General features: G+C 58.3%; 4 protein-coding genes. All 4 read left to right on the top strand.

Annotation, left to right across the window (positions count from 1 at the left end):
• Positions 1-27: 27 nt before the first annotated feature.
• The 4 genes from G5S37_RS15755 to G5S37_RS15740 all read left to right on the top strand — a co-directional run bounded on the left by G5S37_RS15755 (position 28) and on the right by G5S37_RS15740 (position 22,908).
• Positions 28-714 (top strand): polysaccharide biosynthesis/export family protein, encoded by a 687-nt coding sequence (locus G5S37_RS15755; protein WP_165205418.1) that lies wholly within the window; start codon positions 28-30, stop codon positions 712-714.
• A 37-nt stretch (positions 715-751) separates the two neighbouring features.
• Positions 752-2,887: a polysaccharide biosynthesis tyrosine autokinase gene (locus G5S37_RS15750; RefSeq protein ID WP_165205417.1), complete on the top strand. Its 2,136-nt coding sequence runs from the start codon at positions 752-754 to the stop codon at positions 2,885-2,887.
• Between the two features lie 119 nt (positions 2,888-3,006).
• Positions 3,007-4,419 (top strand): exopolysaccharide biosynthesis polyprenyl glycosylphosphotransferase, encoded by a 1,413-nt coding sequence (locus G5S37_RS15745; RefSeq protein WP_165205416.1) that lies wholly within the window; start codon positions 3,007-3,009, stop codon positions 4,417-4,419.
• 1,041 nt (positions 4,420-5,460) lie between these two features.
• On the top strand, positions 5,461-22,908 hold the full coding sequence (locus G5S37_RS15740) for an inverse autotransporter beta domain-containing protein (protein ID WP_165205415.1): 17,448 nt from the start codon (positions 5,461-5,463) through the stop codon (positions 22,906-22,908).
• Positions 22,909-22,913 lie beyond the last annotated feature (5 nt).

Here is a 22,913-nt window from a genome sequence, read left to right as displayed (position 1 = left end):
ACCTCAAACTTTCTCCTTCATAGTAACATGAAAAATAATGCATCCGTCGCCAAACTTAAGGTTGTCGCTCTGACGTGCATGCTGACAGCCGGGCCACTGGTCGTTGTGGGGCAAGTGCCACGACCAGTCCTTATTCCCGAGCCTGCGCCGCCGGTGGCAGAACTGGTCGAGCGCCCGACGCTCGCGCCTAGGGAGCCGGCAGCAACGCCGGTTTCCGGTACCTATCGGTTGAATCCCTCGGACCGCATCGTCGTCAGCGTCTTCGGTGAGCCTGATCTGAACACCGATGTAAGGATCGCTGAAGATGGCACCATCAGGATGCCATTGATTGGTTCGGTTGCCGTTGCAAAGATGACCGTGAATGAAGCGGTCGGAACGATTACGCAGAGATATAACAAGGACTACCTTGTCAATCCGGTGGTGACGATCTTGCTCGCCGAACAACGCAAGGCGACGGTTACGCTGCTCGGGCACTTCAACAAGCAGGGCCCTATCGAGATTCCTCTCGACGGGATGCCTATCACCCAGGTTATTGCTGAGGCCGGAGGTTTTACACGATTGGCCAGTCCCTCCAGAGTCACCGTCAAGCGTGTGGTGGATGGAAGGGAGCAGGTACACAAGGTCGACGCCAAGGAGCAAACTGAGGATGCCAAGACTGCCATTTTCTTGTGCCTGCCTGGTGACGTCATCACTGTGGCTGAGAGATTCTTTTGAGAGCCGGCCCATTATCTGAATTCACCCCTATAAAGCGATGAGATCCAAGAACTCCGACATCGAAGACGACGAGGATGACGTCAAGGGCAGCGGCGAAGGGCTGAGCTGGAGAGTGTACTACCAGGCCCTGAAGGAGCGCCTGTGGCTCATCATTCTCTTTGCGATCGCTGGTGTGGTCTATGCGGCTTATCAGTCGAATAAGGCGGTTCCTATTTATGCATCCAGGGCGGTGCTGCAGTTTGAGTCTCCCCGCCGCATCATGCCCTTGGATACTGTGCAGCAGGACGACCTGTCGAATGAGCAGTCTCTCAATACCTTGATTGAGACGCTGAACAGCCGTACCATGCTGCAGCGAGTGGCCATCCGGCTCAAGCTGGACAGGGACTTTGTCTTTCTTCCCAGACCTGCCGGGCGCGATGCCAACCCGCTGGATGTTGTCGTGGGCCGTCTGCAAGGTTGCGTATCCAGCGGCGTGCGCGGACGCACGCGTCTGATTGATATCAGAGCCGAGCACACAGATCCGGAGACCGCAAGGAAGCTGGCGGATGGAGTTGCTGAAGAATATCTGCGTTTCACGATTGAAACGCGGAATCGCTCCAACCAGATGGCGAACCAGATGCTCATGGAGGAAGCAACGCGGCTGAAGGAAAAAGTCTCTCGCTCGCAGCTTGCGCTTCAAGAGTTTCGAGAAAGGACAGGTTTGGTGTCCTTGGAAAAAGATCAGGATATTGTTGTAACCCGCTTCAAACAACTCAACGAGCGACTGAACGAGGCACGTAGTCGCCGTATGCAACTTGAGGTGGACATGGCAGGCGCACTCAAAGGCCAGAGCAATGCCGAGGACCTGCTGAAAGTCCCAAGCATCGCGCAGAACGCGGACGTGCGCCTGGCTCAGGAGCGGTGGGCTCAGGAGGAAGCGAACCTGCGGGCCATTTCAGCCCGCTACCGGGAGAAACATCCCAGACACATTGACCAGGTGGCACGCGTTGAGGCAGCGAAACGGGAGCTTCCAGCGGCGGCCATGCGTGCTGCTGCGACCATGAAGGAGCAGTATGAGACCGCAAAGGAGACCGAATCTCGTATTGAGAAAGAATTCCAGGATCAGGAGAAGGATACCTATACTCTTGGGAAGACGCAGGTCGAATACGATGGGTTGAAGCGTGATGTCGAACAGGACATCGCCGTGTTCAATGGTGTGTTGTCCAGCCTCAAGCAGAGCGATGTTTCAAAAGGGTTCGAGACTGACAGCGTTGAGATCGTGGAGCCTGCGGTCGCCTCTTATGCGCCGGTCCGTCCGGATAAGCGAAAAATTCTGCTGCAGTGGTCCATTGGGGGCATTGTCCTCGGACTGGGACTGACTCTGGGACTTCACTTCCTGGATAATTCAATCAAGGCGGTAGCGGAGGCGGAGACCATGACCGGACTGCCTGTGCTCACCGCGATCATTGCCAAGAAGACCAGTGCACGGAAGAACCCGCTTCCTGACCTTGAGATCGTGCACCAGAAGAACAGTCCGGTCTCGGAAAGCTTCCGTACTTTGAGAAGCGCGATTATGCTTCTAGGACGGTTCGATGAGAGGCGCGTGTTTATGTTTACGAGTGCTCTGCCAGCCGAGGGCAAAACTTTTTGTGCCAGCAACTTTGCTGTTTCGCTGGCACAGCAGGGCCTGAAGACGGTGTTGGTGGATTGTGACCTTCGCAAGCCCGCCATCTCTGAGGTATTCTTGGGCAAAGCCGCTCCCATCGGGGTTTCGGATGTTCTGGCGGGGCAGTGTGCCTTGGATGAGGTGTTGCAGTCCACGCCGGTGGCGGATCTTGACGTGCTCCCCGCTGGTTCTCGTTCGCCAAATCCGTCTGAACTCTTGTCAGGGAAATCGCTCCCGAGGCTTATCAGGGATTTGTTGGAGCGCTATGACAAGGTGGTCATCGATTCGGCGCCCATCATGGCCGTCTCAGACACGCTTGTCGTTGCTCCGCATGTGGACACCATTTGCCTGGTGGTGCGTTCGCACAAGACCCCCGCGTATGCGGTCATGCGTGCAAGTGTGGCGCTGCGAAAGACGGACAAGATACCTGCTGGCATCGTTTTGAACCGGATGCCTGCAGCAGCGGCGGGACAGTACTACTACTATTCCTCGAGCCATGGCGAGAGGAAAGTTTACGGGTCTGCCTAGTAAATTTTTATTGTAATTTTTCGTTGCGTGAATGAAGGTTTAGCCGTTATTCGAAAAACTCCATTGCCCAAGAAAATGCGATAAAAAATTTCTAGTGTCGTCAGGAGGCTGAGAACGATATGTTGGTAGCAAAACGAGTTCAAGGTTTACAAGCGGTTCAGCTGGCGCTGAGTATCAGTGGCGCGCTCGTTCTTTTCTGGGTTCTGCTGTTATGCTATGTGGTCTTGCGGGACCAGTGGACGCTTAATTTGGAGCGATATCTAGTCTATAATGTCGTGATCGTGGGTGCACTCATGGTGGACTTCCTCAGGTGCAGGCGTTGGACGGGGTTCATGTCACAAGGAATGGAGAGCAGGATGAATGCGGTCAGGGTCGCGTTTGTCCAGACGGTGACAGTGTTGCTGGCCATGGGTTTCTTTTCGCTGACCTTCAAGGACATGGTGATTTCGCGCGTGTTCCTTGTCGGTTACCTGGTCTTCCTCCTTTTCTTTTTGTACTGGGCGAGCAAGAGGATGCCGAGGTGGCTGGCATCGCGTTTCTTCAGGGGATGCCGCATGCAGCGGGCCTTTATCGCCGGGGAGAATGTTGCAGTCAACCGGGTGAAAGAGTTGCTGGAGCCCCAGACGCACTGCGGAATCGAACTGACGGGCTATATCTCCAACAGTAGCGATACCGAAGGGGGAGTCTCCGGTTTGCAGCATCTCGGTTATCTTGATCAGTTGGAAGGCATCTTGGATCAGCACCGCCCTTCGTTGCTGGTTTATTCAGGGCTGCCGAATGGGAATGAACTGCTGCGGCTCCGTGATGCGTGCGAGAATGCAGGTTCCAGGCTCTTGGTTGCTTATGATCTGGAGCCAGAGATTGCGAGAAGCGCGGTGTTCCACCATTTGAACGGACTTCCCATCATGGGAATGCACGAGGAACCCCTGGAGTCACCCGCGAATCGCGTGCTGAAGCGAGCCTTCGACATCGTTGTTTCTCTCCCGGTGGTGCTATTTGTGCTGCCCGTAGTTGGCCTCATCGTCAAGATCGCGCACTGGCGCCAGTCACGTGGTCCTCTAATCTTCCGTCAGGTGCGTAGTGGCCTGCACAACGAAAGGTTCGTCATGTACAAGTTCAGGTCGATGCATGTGGATTCTGGTCCTGAGCATCAACAGGCCACGCATGGTGACGCTCGTGTATTCTCCTTTGGGAAGTTTATGCGGAGGTCGAGCTTGGACGAGTTGCCTCAGTTCATCAATGTGCTGCTCGGTGAGATGAGCGTGGTGGGCCCGCGTCCTCACCTGACCTTGCACGACGAGGAATTCTACGAGCAGGACCGGAGGTATCGGATGCGTCAGTTCGCAAAGCCTGGCATCACGGGGTTGGCCCAGATTCGAGGGTTCAGAGGCTTGACCGTGGACAGTGCAGACATCGTGAAGCGCATTTCGGCGGATCTCGACTACCTGAAACACTGGACGCTTACCATGGATCTCACCATTGTCCTCCGCACGGTGTTGCACGTCGTGAAGTCGCCACGCTCCGCCTGCTGACCCGACCGGCTTGCGAAGCCAAAAGTGTACGCAAGGATGATGCGGCAGAAATGGCGCGCGAGGGGGGGACCAGCTATGTGTGCGACATTGAAACGCACACAGGGGCGTGCGCTTTGTTGAGCTTTTGGGCGGCCCTCGTTTTCATTAACTTGGCGCACCCCGGGTCTGGCTGCGTGCAAGGGAATTGCAGACGCCAAGCCAGTCCCTGCGTTGCGCAAATCCATCGGGGCACATATGGCGGACAAGCACGGAATCCATGCAGCCCAACGGCCTCCTGCGACACACTACGCGTGCAATCACTTCCAAATGCCGCTCGAACAGCGAAGCTGTCGATAGGCCGGGATTGGGAGTACTCCTCTCTGCGGTGATACGGGCTTAGCTCCCGTACAAATCGTAGGCGGATGCCGAGACGAATGCCGGCTACTCCCATGCAGAGCTTCAGTCACTCAGAGACGCAGTAGACCTTATGCCAAGCCTTGGGGGAAGGGGAGTACGGACGGAACGGACATGATGTTGAAAGTCGATTCCATGAGGGAGAAGCGGAGAGAGGGCCTTCCTTTGGTCATGGCCCTGTTCGGCATGCATGTGAATGCATTGGCGCGCCCCTTGACCTTGGAGAAGAATCAGCGAAGGGGACTTCAGGAGTGGGGTTCAATGGCTACAAGACGATAGCAATCGGCTGCCATCTCTCAGCATCTGAAGGCGCTTTTGACAATTGCAGTTCGCGGTGCGGTGCGGTGAGCCAGGGGTGAATATTTACTCACTCGGGTGTGCGTGTGGGCTGCCTCGATGGGGCGAAAGCGATGTCTTTATCGGGCATTTTGCGTATACACGAACGGATAATGCCAGTGGCAATAAATGTTTATTCCCGGTTGAATAAGACTTTCTTCAAGTGAGTTGAGTTTGGCGCAAGCAACCCTAAATAGCGCGTGCTCCTGATTGCGCTAAGGCATCTACCGGCGGCAAGTGCTCCAATCAGGGTAAAAATTTTCCTCACTCTTGGCGATGAATTCGTTTCGAAATAAAACTTTTCGCGCTGTTGTGAGTGCGATCACCCTCATTGCTACCACCTTTGTGTATTCGGGGCCGCCCAAGGCCGACATCACAGCCGTCGACATCGTTCCTGTGCACCCGATGTATTTGGGGACCCTCAATGGTGGGATCAAGACCAACGATGCCTATACTGACGGGAACTTCTCCATCGTGGCGCCGGTGTGGAGCACTCTGGGCGCGGACAATACCCTGAGCGGTGGATCTCTCTTTTTGGAGCCGTACATTTCTTGGGGAGAACGTGGGGAAGTGGTCTCAAGTCTTGGCCTGGGGTATCGCTACTTGTTTGGTGATCAATCGCTCTCTGCCCTCACCATGCACGATGGCCATCAGGCGGGCTTTCTTGAAGAAGGCGTTGCGATTGGCACGAATATCTTCATCGACATGTTGGACACCGAGGCCAACAACCAGTTCTGGCAGCTAGGCGTGGGGGCGGAGCTCCAGACGCGGTATGTGGAACTGCGGGGTAATTATTATATTCCCCTGTCGGATAAACAGCTGGCGGAGCAGACCCGCACGCGGAGCACGTTTACGTCCAGCAGCTCCAGCACGAACACGTTCCAGGCGGGCAATGGCTATGGCAATCCGTATGCCACAGGAAACACCATCGCGCAGGACGTGAACCTGGCGACGTACGCCACCACCACGACGCGGACGACCAGCACGACCATCGAGCGGCTCTTCCGCCGTTATGAAGAGGGCATGGAGGGTTGGGATGCTGAGATGGCCCTCCTTGTCCCGGGGGTGGATCGTTACTTCGATCTCCGGCTCATCGGCGGCTACTACAGTTTTGACAACCAGCCCTTCGGTCCTCAAACAGGTGGCACCGGAAATGTGCAGGGCTGGAAGGCGGGCGTGGAGGTGCGGCCTGTGCCCGCTCTGATTCTCAACGGCACCTGGTATGAGGACCCCCGTCTGACCGGCAGTGACTGGACCGTGGGTCTGCAGTTGCAGATGCCCTTCGAGGCTGGTGATCTGGGCGATGGCAAGGACTTCTGGGATCGTGTTGGTGACTCCTTCAAGCCGCGCCGCCGTCACCTGATCGAGCGCTTGGCCGAGCCGGTGCGCCGGCAGAATGCCGCCATCAAGCTCGCGAAGACCTTCGACGAAGACGTACGGGTCGCCTCGACGAAGACCAATGTGAAGCGCGTGACCAGAGTGCTGCAGCAGACCAACCAGCGCATCGTGCTCATGGATGACGTGATCTTCGTGAACAACGGAGCAGCCACGGGCAATGGCATCCAGACAGGCAGTCTGACAGGCACGGGCACGGCGGAACTGCCGGTGAATACCATCCAAGCGGGCGCGAATATCGCCGGGACCAACAGCAACAGTAGTGGACGCGTGTGGAATGTGTACACCCAAGGTGGAGCCGCCAGCTATGCGGAAAACGTCACCGCCAACCTTGGCAGTGTGAACTTCGTCAGCAGTGGCAGACTCATTGCGGGGCAGGGCGGGAAAAGCTTCGGCACGGGTGCTATTCCCAACCTGACAGGCGGATTCAGTGCCAGCAACATCAACACCCTTGGAGTCACCGCCTACAACATCACCGGAGGCTTCGCGGGAGCGGAAGGCATTCTGGCAACCAACGTCACCAACCTGAAGCTGGATCAGGTGGCCATCCAGAATGCCGGCACTCACGGCATTTCGTTGAACAACGTAAGTGGCACTGCCGCGCTGGTCGATGTCTCGGTGAATGGAGCAGCCAACAATGGCGTGCAAGTGACCGGCGGCAATGTGCTCACCATCCTGCTGGCGCAGAATCTGGATATCACCGGCAGTGGGAATTCGGGACTGAATTTCATCGGAGCCACCGGCACGTACCAATTTGATACCGCGTCCTCGATTGATGATGCCACGAATGCCGCCGTCCGTTTGGAAGGGGGCTCGGCGGATGTGACCTTTGCTGGCGATATCACCCAGGCGAACAACGCGGCTCTCGTGACTGCTCTCGCCGGACACTCGGGTGATGTGGTCTTCCAGACTGGCACGCTCAACGCCTCCGCGGGTGAGGGCCTTCTTTTCAACGATGCGGACGGCACCTACAACTTCCTCGGCACCACCACTCTGACCAACGGCGCGAAAGTCGCCATCCTCAATGGCTCCGCTGGCGACTTCGGATTCGGCGCGGGAACCTCCATCGCCAATGGCGCGGGACAGGGCCTGCTGGTGGATAACAGCACGGCAGACATCACCTATGCCGGCAGCATTTCTCAGAACAGCGGCAGTCTGTTGCAGGCGATCAACCACTCCACGGGCACGGTGGCCTTCACCGCGGCGAGCAATCTCTCTGCCACGGGTGGTGATGGTTTGCTGTTCAACAATGCCGATGGCACCTATCAATTCCTCGGGACCACCACCCTCAATGGTGGCGATGCCGGCATTGATTTGGTGAATGGCAGTGATGGCACCTTTGCTTTTGGTGCGGGCACCAGCATCACGAATCCGGCGGGTCACGCCTTCTTCATCAATGGTGGTAACTCCAACGTCACCTATGCGGGCAGCATCACAGACAGCACCGGCTTCGCAGTCCAGATTCTCAATCACGGCACCGGGACTGTCACATTCGCCGGAACCGTGGCATCCACTGCGGGTGGGAATGGCATCCAGTTGCTGAACAACGCTGGAACCTTCCAGTTTGCGAACGTCACTGCGACCAATACTGCCGGCACCGCCATTCATATCGAGAACTCCAAGGCGGCTACGCACACCTTCGGCAACATCTCCATCACATCCCCCACCGCGCGTGGTGTTTCTCTCATCAATGCCGGTACTGTGAGCCTGCTCGATGGCAGCATCAACGGCACGGGGGCGGAGGGCATCTTCAGCCAGAACACCACGCTCACGGCCACCAGCCTGACCATTGGCGACAACACTTCACTTGCCACTCCGACCTTCGGTATCGTGGTACAGAACAATGACGGCACGGCGCGCGTGGTGAACCTCAGCAACAACAGCATTCGCGCGCAGATTCATGGCATTTCCACTACCGATTCCGGCGCTGCGGGAGAACTCACGCTCATCCTGGACGGGAATACTTATGCGAGCACGCTGGCAGCAGGCAAGGCTCTCAACATCGTCGGCTCCGGCGCGGACTCCACCACCATTCGCTCCATGGCTGGCGGCACTGTCATTGGCAATGGCTTTGGTGGAGGTATCAACTTCGAGCGTGTTACCTTTGACTCGGATGGCGCTACGGCTGGCATTCAGCAGGTGGCAGCAGGCAACTGGAACATCGGTCAGGGCTCGGGTGCTCGTGTCTTTGGCGATGGCGCCCGCTTCATCAATCCCACGGGCGATCTCGCCTTTGGCACGCTCAACATCTTCAACAACAATGGCACTGGTCTGTTTGTGGACACCAAAGGCCTGGGCACCTCGTTCGCCCTGGGCAACACCGGGGGCGCCGTGGATACCATCAATGGCACTGCTCTGAATCTCGACCCGCTCACGGTCAATCTCACCTTCTCCAGCGTCAGCTCTACCAACAGCACCACGGGCGGCGTCATCCTGGATGAGGTCGCGGGAACGCTCAATCTGGGGAATGTCACCATTACCAACACGAATGGCGCGGCCTACCTGCAGAACAACTCCACCGCCGCAGTGACGGCTGGCACGGTGAACATCACCAATGCGGGTGGCAGGGGCATGGTCTTCAGCAGCGCGGGTGGCAGCTTCACGGCCGGTGCCACGACCATCAATGGGTTTAACGGAACGGGCATCGACTTCACCGGCTCCGGAGTGAATGCCACCTTTGGCGTCACCGCCATCAGCAATGCGCTCCATGGTGGAACTGGCACGGGCATTGACCTGAGCGACACCACAGGGAATGCCATCTCCTTTGCCGGTGGTTCCAGCATCAGCAATGTGGCGGTGGGTGTGGAACTCTCCGCAAGCGGCACAACGGCCACCTCGGCCAATGCTCTCTTCACCTTTGGTGATGGCGAAGGCGTCATCGACAAGGAGTCCTCCATCAACGCGGCAATCACCGTCAATGCCGTCGGTCTGGCAGCGACTGGCACCTACAACTTCCAGGATGTAAACTTCACCGGCATGGCGGGCTTCCCCGCGGCCGCAGGCAGTGCGATGTTCGTCAGCGCCACGGCGGTGAATGGGGTGGGGGATGGTTCTCTGCTGAATCCCTACAGTGTTGCTGATGCGGATGCGATCGCCACTGCTGGCACATTTGCCTTCCTCGACGGGAACTACGATTTCGCTACGCTCAATGGAGGCGTTGCCTTCAGCCTCGGCAGTGGACAGTCCGCTACTGGCTTCGACAATGGTGCCAGCATCATCTATGGCACTACCCAGCCGGTGAACATTTCCGGTGACTTCGGCATACTCGGCGGCTCAGCCACCCGCGCCAGCACCGGCAATGGGACCCTGAGCATTATCAACAGCGCTGCAAACAGCATCTTCACCCTCGCTGGATCGAATACGGTATCCAACATCACGCTGGCGGGCTCTGCCAATACCACCAGCCTCATTTCCTCCAACGCAGGCAGTGGTATGATCGTGAATGGCGTGACCATCGGTGGTCTCGCCACCGGCAATACCGCGCTGAGTTTCATCAATACCACTGGCACGGTCACCGTGCAGGGGAACAACATCAACGCCGCCGGCACCTCCACGCTGCTCGCTGCCATCAACGGTGGCACGGCGAATATCACCATCAGCAAAGGATCACTGCCTGATGTCGGCAACACTCCCGGCACGCTCACGGGGGGAGGAGTCACCATCGGCAACATGACCGGCGGCGGTGTCACCCTTACCGGGGCCACGCTCAATAGTCTCAGTGTCTCCGGCATGGGGGCAGCCACGGCCATTAACATCAACGGTACTTCCATCACCAGCACGGGAGTCAATGCGGTGAACATCTCTGGCGGTGCTGGCACCATTACCTTCGACGCTGCCAGCTCGATCGCTGGTTCCGCCACTGGCAATGCCTTCGTGGTCGCGGGTGGGACGGGCAACGTTACGGTGAATGGCAGCGTGACTCAGAACAACGCCCTGACGGCCGTTGCCATCTCCAACAAGACGGCCGGAACCGTCACCTTCAACGGTGCAGTCACCGCCAGTACGAGCACTGCCACCGCAGTTTCGCTCACCAACAACACCGGTGCTACCATCAACTTCGGTGGCAATCTTGGCCTGACGACCACCACGGGCTCGGCCCTGGTCGCCACCGGCGGGGGCACGCTGGGCATCGGCGCTGCGGGAACCGTGAATCTCACCACCACCGGGGGACGTGCGCTGGATCTTGATGGCATCACCCTTGGCGTGGTTTCCATCGACTCCATCTCGGTGACCGGTGCCTCCAACGGAGGCGTCGCTATCAATAATGTTGGAGGCACTTCCCTGACCGTGACTGGTACCACGACCGTCAATGGCAATAACACCGCCGCCGATGCCATCAGCATCGCCGGTTCCTCCGCAGCCTTTGACTTCCAAGGATTGACTACCATCTCCGGCTCCAACGATGAAGGCATTGCCCTCTCCGGCGCCAACGGTGCTGTCACCTTTGGTTCTGTGAACATCAGCAACGTCAACGGCCGCAGCCTCGAAATCATCGGTGCGACGGGTGCGGTGAATGTGAATGGTGGTTCGATCAACGCCCCGTCCAGCGATGCTTCTGTGTTTGTTCAGAATCAGGTGAACGGCAGTGTCATTCAGTTGAGCAATGTATCTGTGACCAGCGGAGGTGGGGACAACTTCAACCTTGCAGCGAATGCCGGTGTTTTCACGGTGATTGGCGGCACCCATACCATGAATGGCGCCAGCGATGTTCTGGATATTGATTCTCTCCTTGCCACGGGTGTGGTGAACATCGGCGGAGCAATTATCCAGAATAGTGCCGGTTTGTCTCCGCAGGCAGTGGAAATCGATGGTTCGGCGGGCACCGTCAATGTGACGGCGAGCATCTCCGGACCCAATGGAGGTCAAGTCGTTCAAATCGGCACCACCAGTGCCATCACTGGCGGCGCCATCACGTTCTCAGGCCTGATCAACCAGACCGGCGGCACCCGTGGGGTTTATATCGACAATGTCAATGCCGGCACGATTGCCTTTAACAATACGGTCACGCTCACCGGGAACACGACCTTCGCCATTCAGGTCAGTGACGTAGCGGCTCCCGCCAGCGTCACGTTCTCGTCCATTGACATCAACAACATTTCGAACGCCGACGCTGTCTACCTCAGCACGAATGCCGGCCAAATCGCCATCAACGGAGGTTCCATCAATCGGACCACGCATGCGGCGATTGGCGTTTACGGTTCCAACCTGACGGCGAACAACCTTTCGATTGGAAACAACACTTCTTTTGCCATTAGCAGCAATGGCATCCTTGTAGGCAATATTTCGGGCGGGCTTCGCACGATATCGATTTCCAACAGCAACATCCGCGCGACTCTAAATGCGTTCCAAGCCGGGCATGGTGCAGGGAGCCCCCTGAGGATCGCCCTCAACGGAAACACCTACGAATCCACCACGGGTGCGAAGGCCATCAGCATCACGGGACAGGCGCTGAATTCCGTCACCGTCACTTCCCTCAACGGTGGCACCGTTATCGGCAACAATACTGAAGGCGGTGTGCTCTTCAATCGCGTCACCTTTGACGCAGACCCCACTACGGGAGGCATCCAGCAGGTCAACGCCGGCACTTGGAACATCGGTCAGGGCACTGGCAACCGTGTCATCGGCGATGGTCTGAACTTCCAGAATCCCACCGGCGACCTCAACTATGGCACGCTGAATATCTTCAACTCCGGAGGCACCGGCCTCCTGGTGAATGCCAAGACCACCACCTTCTCCCTTGGCGGTGCAGGCAGTGGCACGGTCAATACCTCAGGCGGCACCGCGTTGAATCTCGATCCGCTCACCACGAATCTCACCTTTGGCACCGTCACCAGCACGAACAGCGGCGCAGGCAATCCCGGGGTCATCTTTGATGGTGTGGCAGGCAGTGTGACCATTGGCACCCTCAATGTGACCAACGCGGGCAGCCATGGTTTCGTGGTGCAGAATTCCAGCGGGAACGTTTCCCTGACCAGCATCAACATCACCACCGCTGGCGGCGATGGCATCCGCCTGGTGAATAACACCGGCTCCTTCGGTACAGCAGCAGGCGGTGCAACGCTAATTTCAGATACGACTGGTGATGGCATCGATTTCAGTGGTCTCACCTCAAATCCCACGATCAGCATGCTGGGTACTGTTGGTATCACCGACTTTGGCGGCATCGGTGTGAACTTCACGGGGGCAAATGTCACTGCGGCTTTCGGCGTCACGACCATCAATAACAGTGCCAATGGAAGCACTGGTACGGCCATTGACCTTTCCAGCACCACAGGGACGAGAAACATTACCTTTGCGGCTGGCTCTTCTATTTCGAATGTTTCCATTGGTGTGCAGATTGGCGCCACCTCCGGCACCGCGGCGAATGCGAACTTTGTCTTCGGCGATGGTCTTAGCGGCAATGACCTGCAATCTTCCATCTCTGCCACCACGACGGTGGCCGCACTCGGCCTCGACCCGGCGCCTAACAGCCCCGGCGTCTATAACTTCAATGACGTCACACTGACTGGCACCGCGCTTTTCCCGAATGCACCGGGCGGTGCGGTGTTCGTAAGCGCCACAGCGTTGAATGGTGTGGGTGATGGCTCGCTGTCGAATCCGTATAGCGTTGCGGACGCGAATGCGCTTACCGGCACGCTGACCTTCGGCTTCCTGGATGGCACGTATAACTTCTCTGCCCTTGGGGCCAATGGTTTCACGGTGGCTGCGAACCAGTCCGTCGCTGGTCTCGACAACGGTGCAGGCATTGCCTACGGATTGCAGCAGCCGAATCGTGTGCTTGGAAACTTCGGTGCGCTCGGCGGGAACGTCACACGCGCAAACTCTGGCAATGGCACCCTCTCCATCACCAATGGTCTGACTGGTTCGAGTGTGTTCACGCTCCTCGGGTCGAACACGGTGAGCAACATCACTCTCACGGGCGAGGGCGGCGCACAGGATCCGCTTAATCTCATCCAGTCTGATGGGCTTGCTGTTGGGTTCAATAACGCCGCCGGCATCTCCATTCAGGGGGTGACGATGGGCAATGTACAGTCCACAAGTCGCGGCCTGAGCTTTGCCAACATGGCTGGCAATGTGGTGATGAATAACAACAACATCAATGCCTCGGGTGGCCAGCTGATCAACGTCACGGGAGGTACTGGCAATTTCACCATTAGCAAGGGCACCGGCACTCTCATGGGACGCAGCATTTCCGTGGGGAGCACTACTGGTGGCTTCTTTTCATTGGAGGGGGCTTCCCTCAGCACCGTGGGGAATACCGCAGTCACCTTGAATGGAAATGCTGCTGCGGTGAGTCTCCTTGATCTCGCCATTACGCGCACCGCAGGAGACACGGCGTTCGATATCGATGCCGCCACTGCCAGCACGGGCACGGTCACCATCGGCAATGTGAGCACGTTGGATGGTGTGGCTGGTCGTGCGTTTGTAATCGGTGCTGGTGCACGCAATATCGTTGCTTCGGGACTCAACTTCACCAATGCCAATTCCACTGCCACGGTCATTCAGGTCACCGGTCAAACGGGCGGTACCATCAGCTTTGGCAATGTGGGTGTGACCGGCTTCAACAATGCGGCCTCCACCGCCGTGACTCTTGCGGGTACAGGCGGTACCGTCACCTTTGGAGATCTAGACATCGCCACGAGTGCCGGTGCTGGCCTCAATGTGGGCGCGGTGAGCTTCCGTGCCAATGGCACACCTACCATCAGTGCTACGGGAGCCACGGCTGTCACCTTGAACGGTACCACGATCAACGGTGGCACCATGAACTTCTCCTCCGTGACCAGCACTGGCGGCACCAACGGCATTTCCATGACGAATGTCACGGGCACCACGGGCTTCAATCTCATCACCATCTCGGGCTCGACGGGTGATGGTGTGCTCCTGAGCAATGCGGGCACTGTTCACCTGCGTGATGGATCTATCAATAGCGTGGGGGGGCACGGGGTGAATATGCTCAACACGGGCGGCTCCATCGGAAGAGCCAACAGTGTGGATATCGCCAGCACGGGAGCGGTGGCCGGCAATGGCATCAACGTCCTCATGAACGATGCTACCGCTCGCACGATCGACATCTTCACCGTCAATGTGGGTGCAGGGAGCAACGTGGCCGGGAAGGGCATCTTCTACACCCAATCTGGGGCTGCCCAGCAGACGCTGCTTGTCGAGAGCTCCATTTCCGCTTCCGCTGGCAATGGGCTGGAAGTGGTAAAGAGCGGCACCGGCAATCTCGAGTTCCGCCTCGCCAACTCATCCCTTAATTCGGTGAATGGCGCTGGAATGGTGGTCAATGGTGCGGCAGGTACGGGCACTCTCTTTGTCACCCGGCATGAAGACAACAACTTCACCGTCGGCGGGGGCGGTGGCGCGCTGTACAACACGGTCACCTTCGACTCGAATCTCGGCATCGCTGGTTTCCAGGAGGTGAATGGCGTTTACATCGAGACCGTTGGATCAGCGACCAGTGCTGGTACGGCCGTTTCTTTTACCAACGTGTCCGGCGCGTTGGGCTTTGGCATCGCCTACATCGCCAATACGAATGGGAATGGTCTCTTCAGCAATTCATCGTTCGCACTGCGTATGTCTGATGGCGCTGTGAATGTTACCAATGGCGCCGCATTGACCCTCACCAACACGGCGTTGAATCTCACGTTCAACCAGGGCGGCACCAATGTGGGAGTCGTGAATTCTCCAGGTGACGCCCTCGTCATCGGCACCGGTACCACAGGCACAGTCAATCTCGGTACTGTCGTGATGACGGGCACCCAAATTGCCTCGAACAATGTTTACGTCACCAACTCTGCGGCCGTGGTCACAGCCAGTTCGTTGAACATCACCGGAGGATCGCGAGGGGTCTATGTGGTGGATAGCACCGGCAGTTTTTCGGTGACGGGGACCTCCACGATGCAAAACCTGACGGAGAGTGGTGTCAGCTCTGTCAACAGCACCGTGGCATTTGCGGGCAACGTCACGGTCACCGGGGCGGCATATGGGCTCAGGCTGATGGGTACCGGAAACAAGACTTTTGGCAACGTAGACATCAACGGCACTACACTGGCGGGCGTCCAACTCGGCGCACCGGGAGCCACCAATGACACTGGAAGCACCACCATCGGCACCCTCACGGTGGATATGGCAAACTCCGCATCTTCCCGGTACGGCATCACCGCAGGCGCCTATGAAGGCATCGCGAGTTTCGGTGCTACCACCATTGGCACTGCCGGTTCTGTTGGCTCTGGTGGCACTGAGGGCGTTTATCTCACCGTCGCTGGAATCACAGGTGGTTCCATCACCTTCGCTTCGCTGAACGTCGCTGAGGCCGGTATCGGCATCCGGAGTGATAGCAACAACATGTCGCTCGCCGTCACCGGCGCCACGACGCTCTCCAACATCGCCACCACCGGCATCGACGTGCAGGCTTCGTCGGGCAACTTCCAGTTCCAGAACATCACTCTGACGGGGCCGGTGGCCACCGGCTTCCGCTTCGGAGCGAATAGCGGCACCTTCACCGCGACGGGCACCACCACGCTCTCGGGAATCACCGGTACGGGCATCAATGCGAATGCTGCCACCGGCACTTACAACTTTGGTGCTCTCAACATCACGTACAGCGGAGCGGGTCGTGGGATTGATTTCCGCGATTCGAACGTGCGATTCGAGACGAACAACTTCTCCCTTACGGGGAACAATACGGCTGGCAGCATCGGCATTGACCTGAGCGGTTCGCTCAATCCGAATGGTGCGAACTCCGCCACGCCGAACATCCTTCTGGCCAAGGATGCCGGGGAAACGGCCGCTATCAGCGGTGTGGCTACCGGCGTGAAGCTGGGCGATGCGACGGATGGCTCCGCTGGAGCGAATTTCGTCTACGGCAACCAGACTCCGGTCAACAGTGGAAGTTCCATCGCTGTGATTTCAGGTGGGACCACACTCGACACCAGCAATCTCGTCAGCACCAATCCCACCACCCAGGGGCGATATGAGTTCCGCGGTGTGCTCTTCACGGGTCTGGCCACGTTTGAAGGGACAAATCCGAACTACATCTTCGTGGGCACGAATGCGGCCGGAGCGGCCAATGGAGGCAATCCAAACAACCGCATCAGCACGGCTACCTTCCTGGCCAGCTACAACACTGCGGCCATTCTCGCGAACAAGACTGTGGTGTTCGTGAATGACAACGCAGCAGGCATCAACTTGGGTGCCAGCACGCTGAATCTCGGTGCCGGCACCGTGCTCGCGGGCTTCGGCAATGGCGGGACGGTCGTCGTGGCTGGTGGTGTGCAACCGGTAAACGTGATCGGCGACACCTTTGTGCCAGGCGGCGGGAACTTCACGGACGCTGCCGGTGCGGCGACTGTCCTTTCCAATGCGGGAGTCTCCACGCTTACGCTCAACTCGGGCAACACCCTCTCCAACTTCATCCTGGGCAATGGCGGTACTTCCATCGTCGGCACAGGCTTTGGCTCGCTCGCCATCGATGGCATGGTCATCAACAATGCGCTGGGTGGTGCCATGACCCTGAACACCGGTACGCTTGCGGGCCTTGGATTCAACAGCGTGACGTCGGGTGGTGGCGTGAATGCCGTCTCGCTCACGAGTGTGACAGGCTCACTCAATTTCGGCACCGGATCTCTCAGCGGTGCCTCGGGAGCCACCTTCTCCGTGAATGGGGGCACGATCGCGCTGAACTACAGTGGCAGCATGACCCAGGCGAACAACGCCGCGCTGCTGAGCGTCTCCGGCGGACACAGCGTGGGTACCTTGCAGTTCCAGTCTGGCTCTCTGCTCAGTGCCACCAATGGAACCGGCATCCTCTTCAACAATGCGGATGGTACCTACAACTTCAACGGGACTACCACACTGAATGGTGGCGATGCGGGTATCGATATTCTCAACGGTTCCTCCGGCACCTTCAGCTTCGGCACGGGCACATCCATCACCAGCCCCACCGGCATAGCATTCAATGTCCAGAACAGCACGGCGAACGTCACCTACAACGGCACGATAACCCAGAACAATTCCGCGCAGGCAGTCTCTGCCATCAGCAATACAGGTAACACCATCACCTTCGGTGGCCTCATTTCCGCAAGCACTGGGACAGCCAACGCCATCGATCTGGCCAGCAACACGACCTTCAATTTCAATGGAGGCCTGAACCTTACCACCACGACCGGCGACGCCTTCGTTACCTCCTCCGGTGGCACTGTCACCGTAGCCGCTACTGCGGGTGCGGAGACCATCACCACCTCCGGTGGACGCGCTGTTATCCTTGGTAACACCATCGGTGCCGGTGGTGTCACCTTTGACAGCATCACGGCCACGGGTCCCAGCAGCAACACCGCCATCTTCCTGAACTCTACGGGCAATACGGGCATGTTCACCGTTACCGGTACTACTGCGATATCAGATCGCGGTGCCACCGCCATCGACATCGCCGGTTCAGGGAATGCCACCTTCGGTGTTGTGAATATTACGGGGCGCACCGGAACTGCAATTGGCATTAGTATCAGCAACAGCAGTGGCACCTTGGTCTTCGGCAATACCACGATCACCAATACCGGCAACTCGACTGGTGCCGACATCCTCTACCTGAACTCAACGGGCAGCGCCACCTTCGCCCAGACTAACCTTGATCACAATGGCGCGACGGGAAATGGCATCCATGTCCTCGGTAGCAATGGTTCCTTCACGAGCAATGGCGGCACTATTCAGGGAAGCGGTGGGTTTGAAGTCAATGTATCTGGTGGCACCGGTATCGTGAATATCGCCAGTGCCATCACCAATACCTCCGGTGGCTCCATCAGCGTGTCCAGTAGAGGGGTCGGCGCGGGAAATGTCACCTTTTCGGGAAATATCAACGACACTGGCTCCGGCATGGGCGTCACTTCCGTTGCCGCCGGTACTGTCACCTTCAGTGGTGCTTCCAAGGTATTCTCCACGGGCAGCAATACGGCGGTGACCCTCAATACCAACACCGGTGCGACCATCAATTTCACCGGTGGCGGACTCGCCATCACCACCACTTCGGGCACTGGCTTCCTCGCGTCCAATGGCGGCACCGTCACTGTTCAGGGCACGGGGAATACCACCACCACCACCACGGGCGTTGCTGTGGATTTGAACGGCATCACCATCGGTGCTGCGGGAATCAACTTTGACAGCATCACCGCCAATACGGCTTCCGGGCTCAGAGGCGTCTCCCTCGTTAATACCGGCAGCACGGGTGCCTTCACGGTCACCGGCACCACCGCCATTTCCAACCGTTCGACTGCGGGCATCTACATCAATGGCACCGGGAATACCAACTTTGGGGTTGTGAATATCGCAGGTCGCACCGGCTCGGCGCTCGGCATCGACATTGACTCCTCCAGTGGCACCCTAATTTTTGGCAATACCACCATTACAAACGCAGCCAGCGCTACTGGCGTGGGCATCCGTTATTTGAACTCGACGGGCAGCGTCACCTTTGCCCAGACCAATATTGACCAGAATGGCGCCGCAGGAAATGCCCTCCTCGTGTCCGGCAGCAGTGGCAGCTTCACCAGTAATGGCGGCACCATCCAGGGCTCTGCCGGGGACGAGGTCGTAGTCACCGGAGGTACCGGCACCGTGACCATCGCCAGCGCCCTTGCCAACAACAGCGGCGGGGTGGTCAATGTGAACACCCGCGCCTCTGGAAACGTCATCTTCTCGGGTAACATCAACTCCACGGCGGGTGGCGGCATCGCCGTGTCCAGTGTGACGGGGGGCACGGTCACGTTCAGCGGCACCAGCAAGGCCTTCACGGCAACGACCACGACCCCTGTGCTCCTGGTCAACAACACAGGCGGCACGATCGACTTCACCAATGGTGGCCTGGTCATCAATACCACCGCGCTGGCCGGCTTCTCGGCCACCGGCGGCGGGACCGTCACGGTCCAGGGCACTGGCAATACCATCACCACCACCACTGGACAGGCGTTCAACATGGTGAACACGACCATCGGTGCCAATGACATCACCTTTGCATCCATCAACACGGGAACTACCGCCGCCGGAATCATACTCGACGTGGTGGGCGCAAACGACTTCACGGTTGGCAGCGGTGCCATTACCGCCACCAGCCGGGGCGTGGATATCAACGGCGGCAGCGGCAACGTGACTATTGGCGCCTCGATTTCCACCTCGGGTGCAGCAGCGCGCTCCGTGGACATCACCGGGCACACCGGGGGAACGGTGACATTCTCCGGCGCGCTCTCGGACACCAGCCTGGGGCTCCTGCTGGATAGCAACACCGGCGGCACCTACAACTTCACCGGCACCAGCAAAGTCTTCAATACGGGTGTCAACAACGCGATTTCCCTCACCACCAACACTGGCACCACCATCAACTTCACCGGCGGCGGCCTCGATATCGATACCACAACCGGCACAGGCTTCACGGCCACGGGCGGTGGTACCATCACGGTTCAGGGCACCGGCAATTCAATCACCACGACCACTGGCACGGCAGTCAATATCGCCAACACCACCATCGGCGCGAATGGCATCACCTTTGCCAGCATTTCAACCAATGGCGCGGCCAATGGCATCCTGCTCGATACCGTGGGCAGCGGCTTCTTCACCGCGAGCGGTGGCTCCATTGTGAACGCCTCCACCCGCGGGGTGGACATCAATGGCGGCGACGGCAACTTCACCTATGCCGGCACCATCACCACCAGCGGTGCTGCGTCTCGATCCGTGGAAATCACCAACCACACGGGCGGTACGGTGACCTTTAGCGGCGCGATCACCGACAGTAGCCAGGGCATCAACCTGACCGGCAACACCGGAGCCACCATCAACTTCACCGGCGGCCTGAACCTGAGCACCACGACCAACAACGCCTTCACCGCCACCGGTGGCGGCTCCATCGGCATCTCAGGCACCACGAATACCATCGGCACCACCACCGGTACGGGGGTCGTGCTCAACGGCGTCAGCCTGGCGCTTTCCGGTGGCGGGCTCGATGTCACTGCCACCGGCTCGGGCATCGGCGTGAACGTTACCGGCGGCACTACTGCGATCAGTGGCGGTGGGCTTGACATCATCTCCAATACCGGCACCGGCTTCCAGGCCGTCGGCGGCGGGACGATCACTCTGACCGGATCCAACAACACCATCAACTCCACTTCTGCCACGGCGCTGAACATCGCGAATACGAACATTGGCGCGGCCAACGTCATCTTCCGCAGCATCTCCGCTGGCAACAACAACGCTGCCGCTGATCCGGTCAACGGCATCGTCCTGAACAACACCGGTTCCTCCGGTGGACTCACCGTTACAGGCGACGGCGCTGCCGCAAACAATGGCACGGGTGGTGTCATTCAGAGCACCACCGGCTCGGGTATCAGCCTCACTTCCACCTCGAACGTGAATCTGAGCCACATGAATATCATCAATGGTGGCGACGATGGCATCCTGGCGACGACGGTGAATACACTTACCCTCAATCGTCTGAATGTTACCAACAATGGCAACTCCACCACGGACGAAGGCGTGGAGCTGGACAACATTTCTGGCGCCCTCACCATCACAAATACCAGCGTGACCGGAAATGCCCATAATAACCTCGACCTGGACAACCTCAGCACGAACCTGGCCTCGATGAGCATTACTGGGAGCACCTTCAGCAGCAATGATCTGGCTACGGGCAACCACGGCGTGCTCATGCAGTTCCGGGGTACCTCGGTGCTCACCACGGGTACCTTCTCCACGAACACAGTGCAGAACAATGTGGTCATCGGGATGCAGGTGACCACGGCGGATACAGCGACTATTTCCTCGCTGACGGTTTCGGGGAACACCTTCTCCGATACGGGCACAGGCAACAGCCAGGAAATTGCCGTGGACATCTCCAAGGCGCAGACCTCGAACATCACTGCCACGGTGTCGAACAACACGATGTTGGGCCACAATTCCCAGGCCATGAACTTCTTCACCGCAGTGGGCGCCGGAACTACAGGGAACTTCTATATCCGCATCACGGGTAACGTGATTGGGGATAACAACATCGCCGGTTCCGGTTCGGTCCTGGGCAATGGCATCCGCGTTAATCTCAATGGTGATGCTTCCAGCCGCATCCTGATCGACGACAATGACATCTTTGAAACTCCCAATGGTCGCGGCATCGAAGTGATTGGCCGGAATGGCATCGGCACGTCGGATGTCACCATCACCAACAACACCATCGATCACGTCCACCTTGGTTTCGGTCCGGGTGGAGGTGCTGCTGACTTTCCTCTGGCGGCCATCTTCGTGCAGACCAATGTCGCCGGTGTGTCCGGCCATGCCATGAGGGCAGACATTCGTAACAATGCTGTGCCAGCAGGCACGAGCTTCGACCTTGTTTCCACCTACATTGCCCTGCTGGAGACTGGAGTCACGACTCTCGATTTGGTCGACACCGCTCCAGCCAGCGCCAATGCTACAGCCCAGCTGACCAGTACGAATACGGGGAGTTCAAGTGCCAATGCAGGCGTGGGTCTCATCCCGGGTCCCATCAATCTTCCGCCCCTTCTCCTCGCAGCCGGTGGAAGCTCTGCTGCAGGAGGGAACTTGCTAACCCAGGCACAACTGGATCTGCTGGGCGCTTCCGCCGTAGATCGCTGGATCGCTACAGGGCTGACCGGCGGCCAACTCACCCTGCTTCAGAACGCCACCTTCACGCTCTCAGATTCTCTGCCGGGTGGATATCTCGGCGCTGCGGACGGCTCCCAGATCTACATTTCGGTGAACGCGTCCGGAAATATCTGGTTCGTGGATGCCACACCATGGGATGATGCGGAGTTCGCCGGCACTGGGCTCAGCCTCACGGCCACCAGCACGGGCGGGGCTGCTGGCTACATCGATGCTCTCACTGTCATCATGCATGAGTTGGGACACGTCATCGGCTTCGATGACGCATACGGCTCTGGAGTGGGTGGTCCTTTGATGAATGGCTATCTGGGCACCGGTCAGCGCCTTCTGCCGGCTGCTGGCAGTGTGCTTTCCATCCCGACGGGAAGTGCCGCACCTGCTTTGCAGCCGCTTCTCTACCAAGTCCCAGCTCCGGTGCATGGCAATGGCCAGCCCAGTGCCTTCCATGTTCCCGTACAGGGCGTCTTCAAGAACGGAGTTGTGAATCCTGCCCACCGGTTTGGCGGTGACGGGATGCACGGCGTGATGAATCCCCTCGTGCTCACTCCGGTGCGGTTTGCACCGCAGGCAACCCTTCCGGGCCTCAGCCTGCCTTTCACGCCTCCGACCGTCCAGCTGGTTCCGACGGACAAGACACCGGCGAAGAAGGAAGAAGCTCCTGCGAAAAAAATCCGTGTCAGCAAGAAGCCCCGTCTTTCAGCCGCTCGATAGCCGGA

Origin of the sequence: Roseimicrobium sp. ORNL1 (assembly GCF_011044495.1) — a bacterium.
Classification (GTDB): Bacteria; Verrucomicrobiota; Verrucomicrobiia; order Verrucomicrobiales; family Verrucomicrobiaceae; genus Roseimicrobium.
The sequence above is the reverse complement of the archived record's forward strand: the minus strand, read 5'-3'. Positions and strand labels throughout refer to the sequence as shown.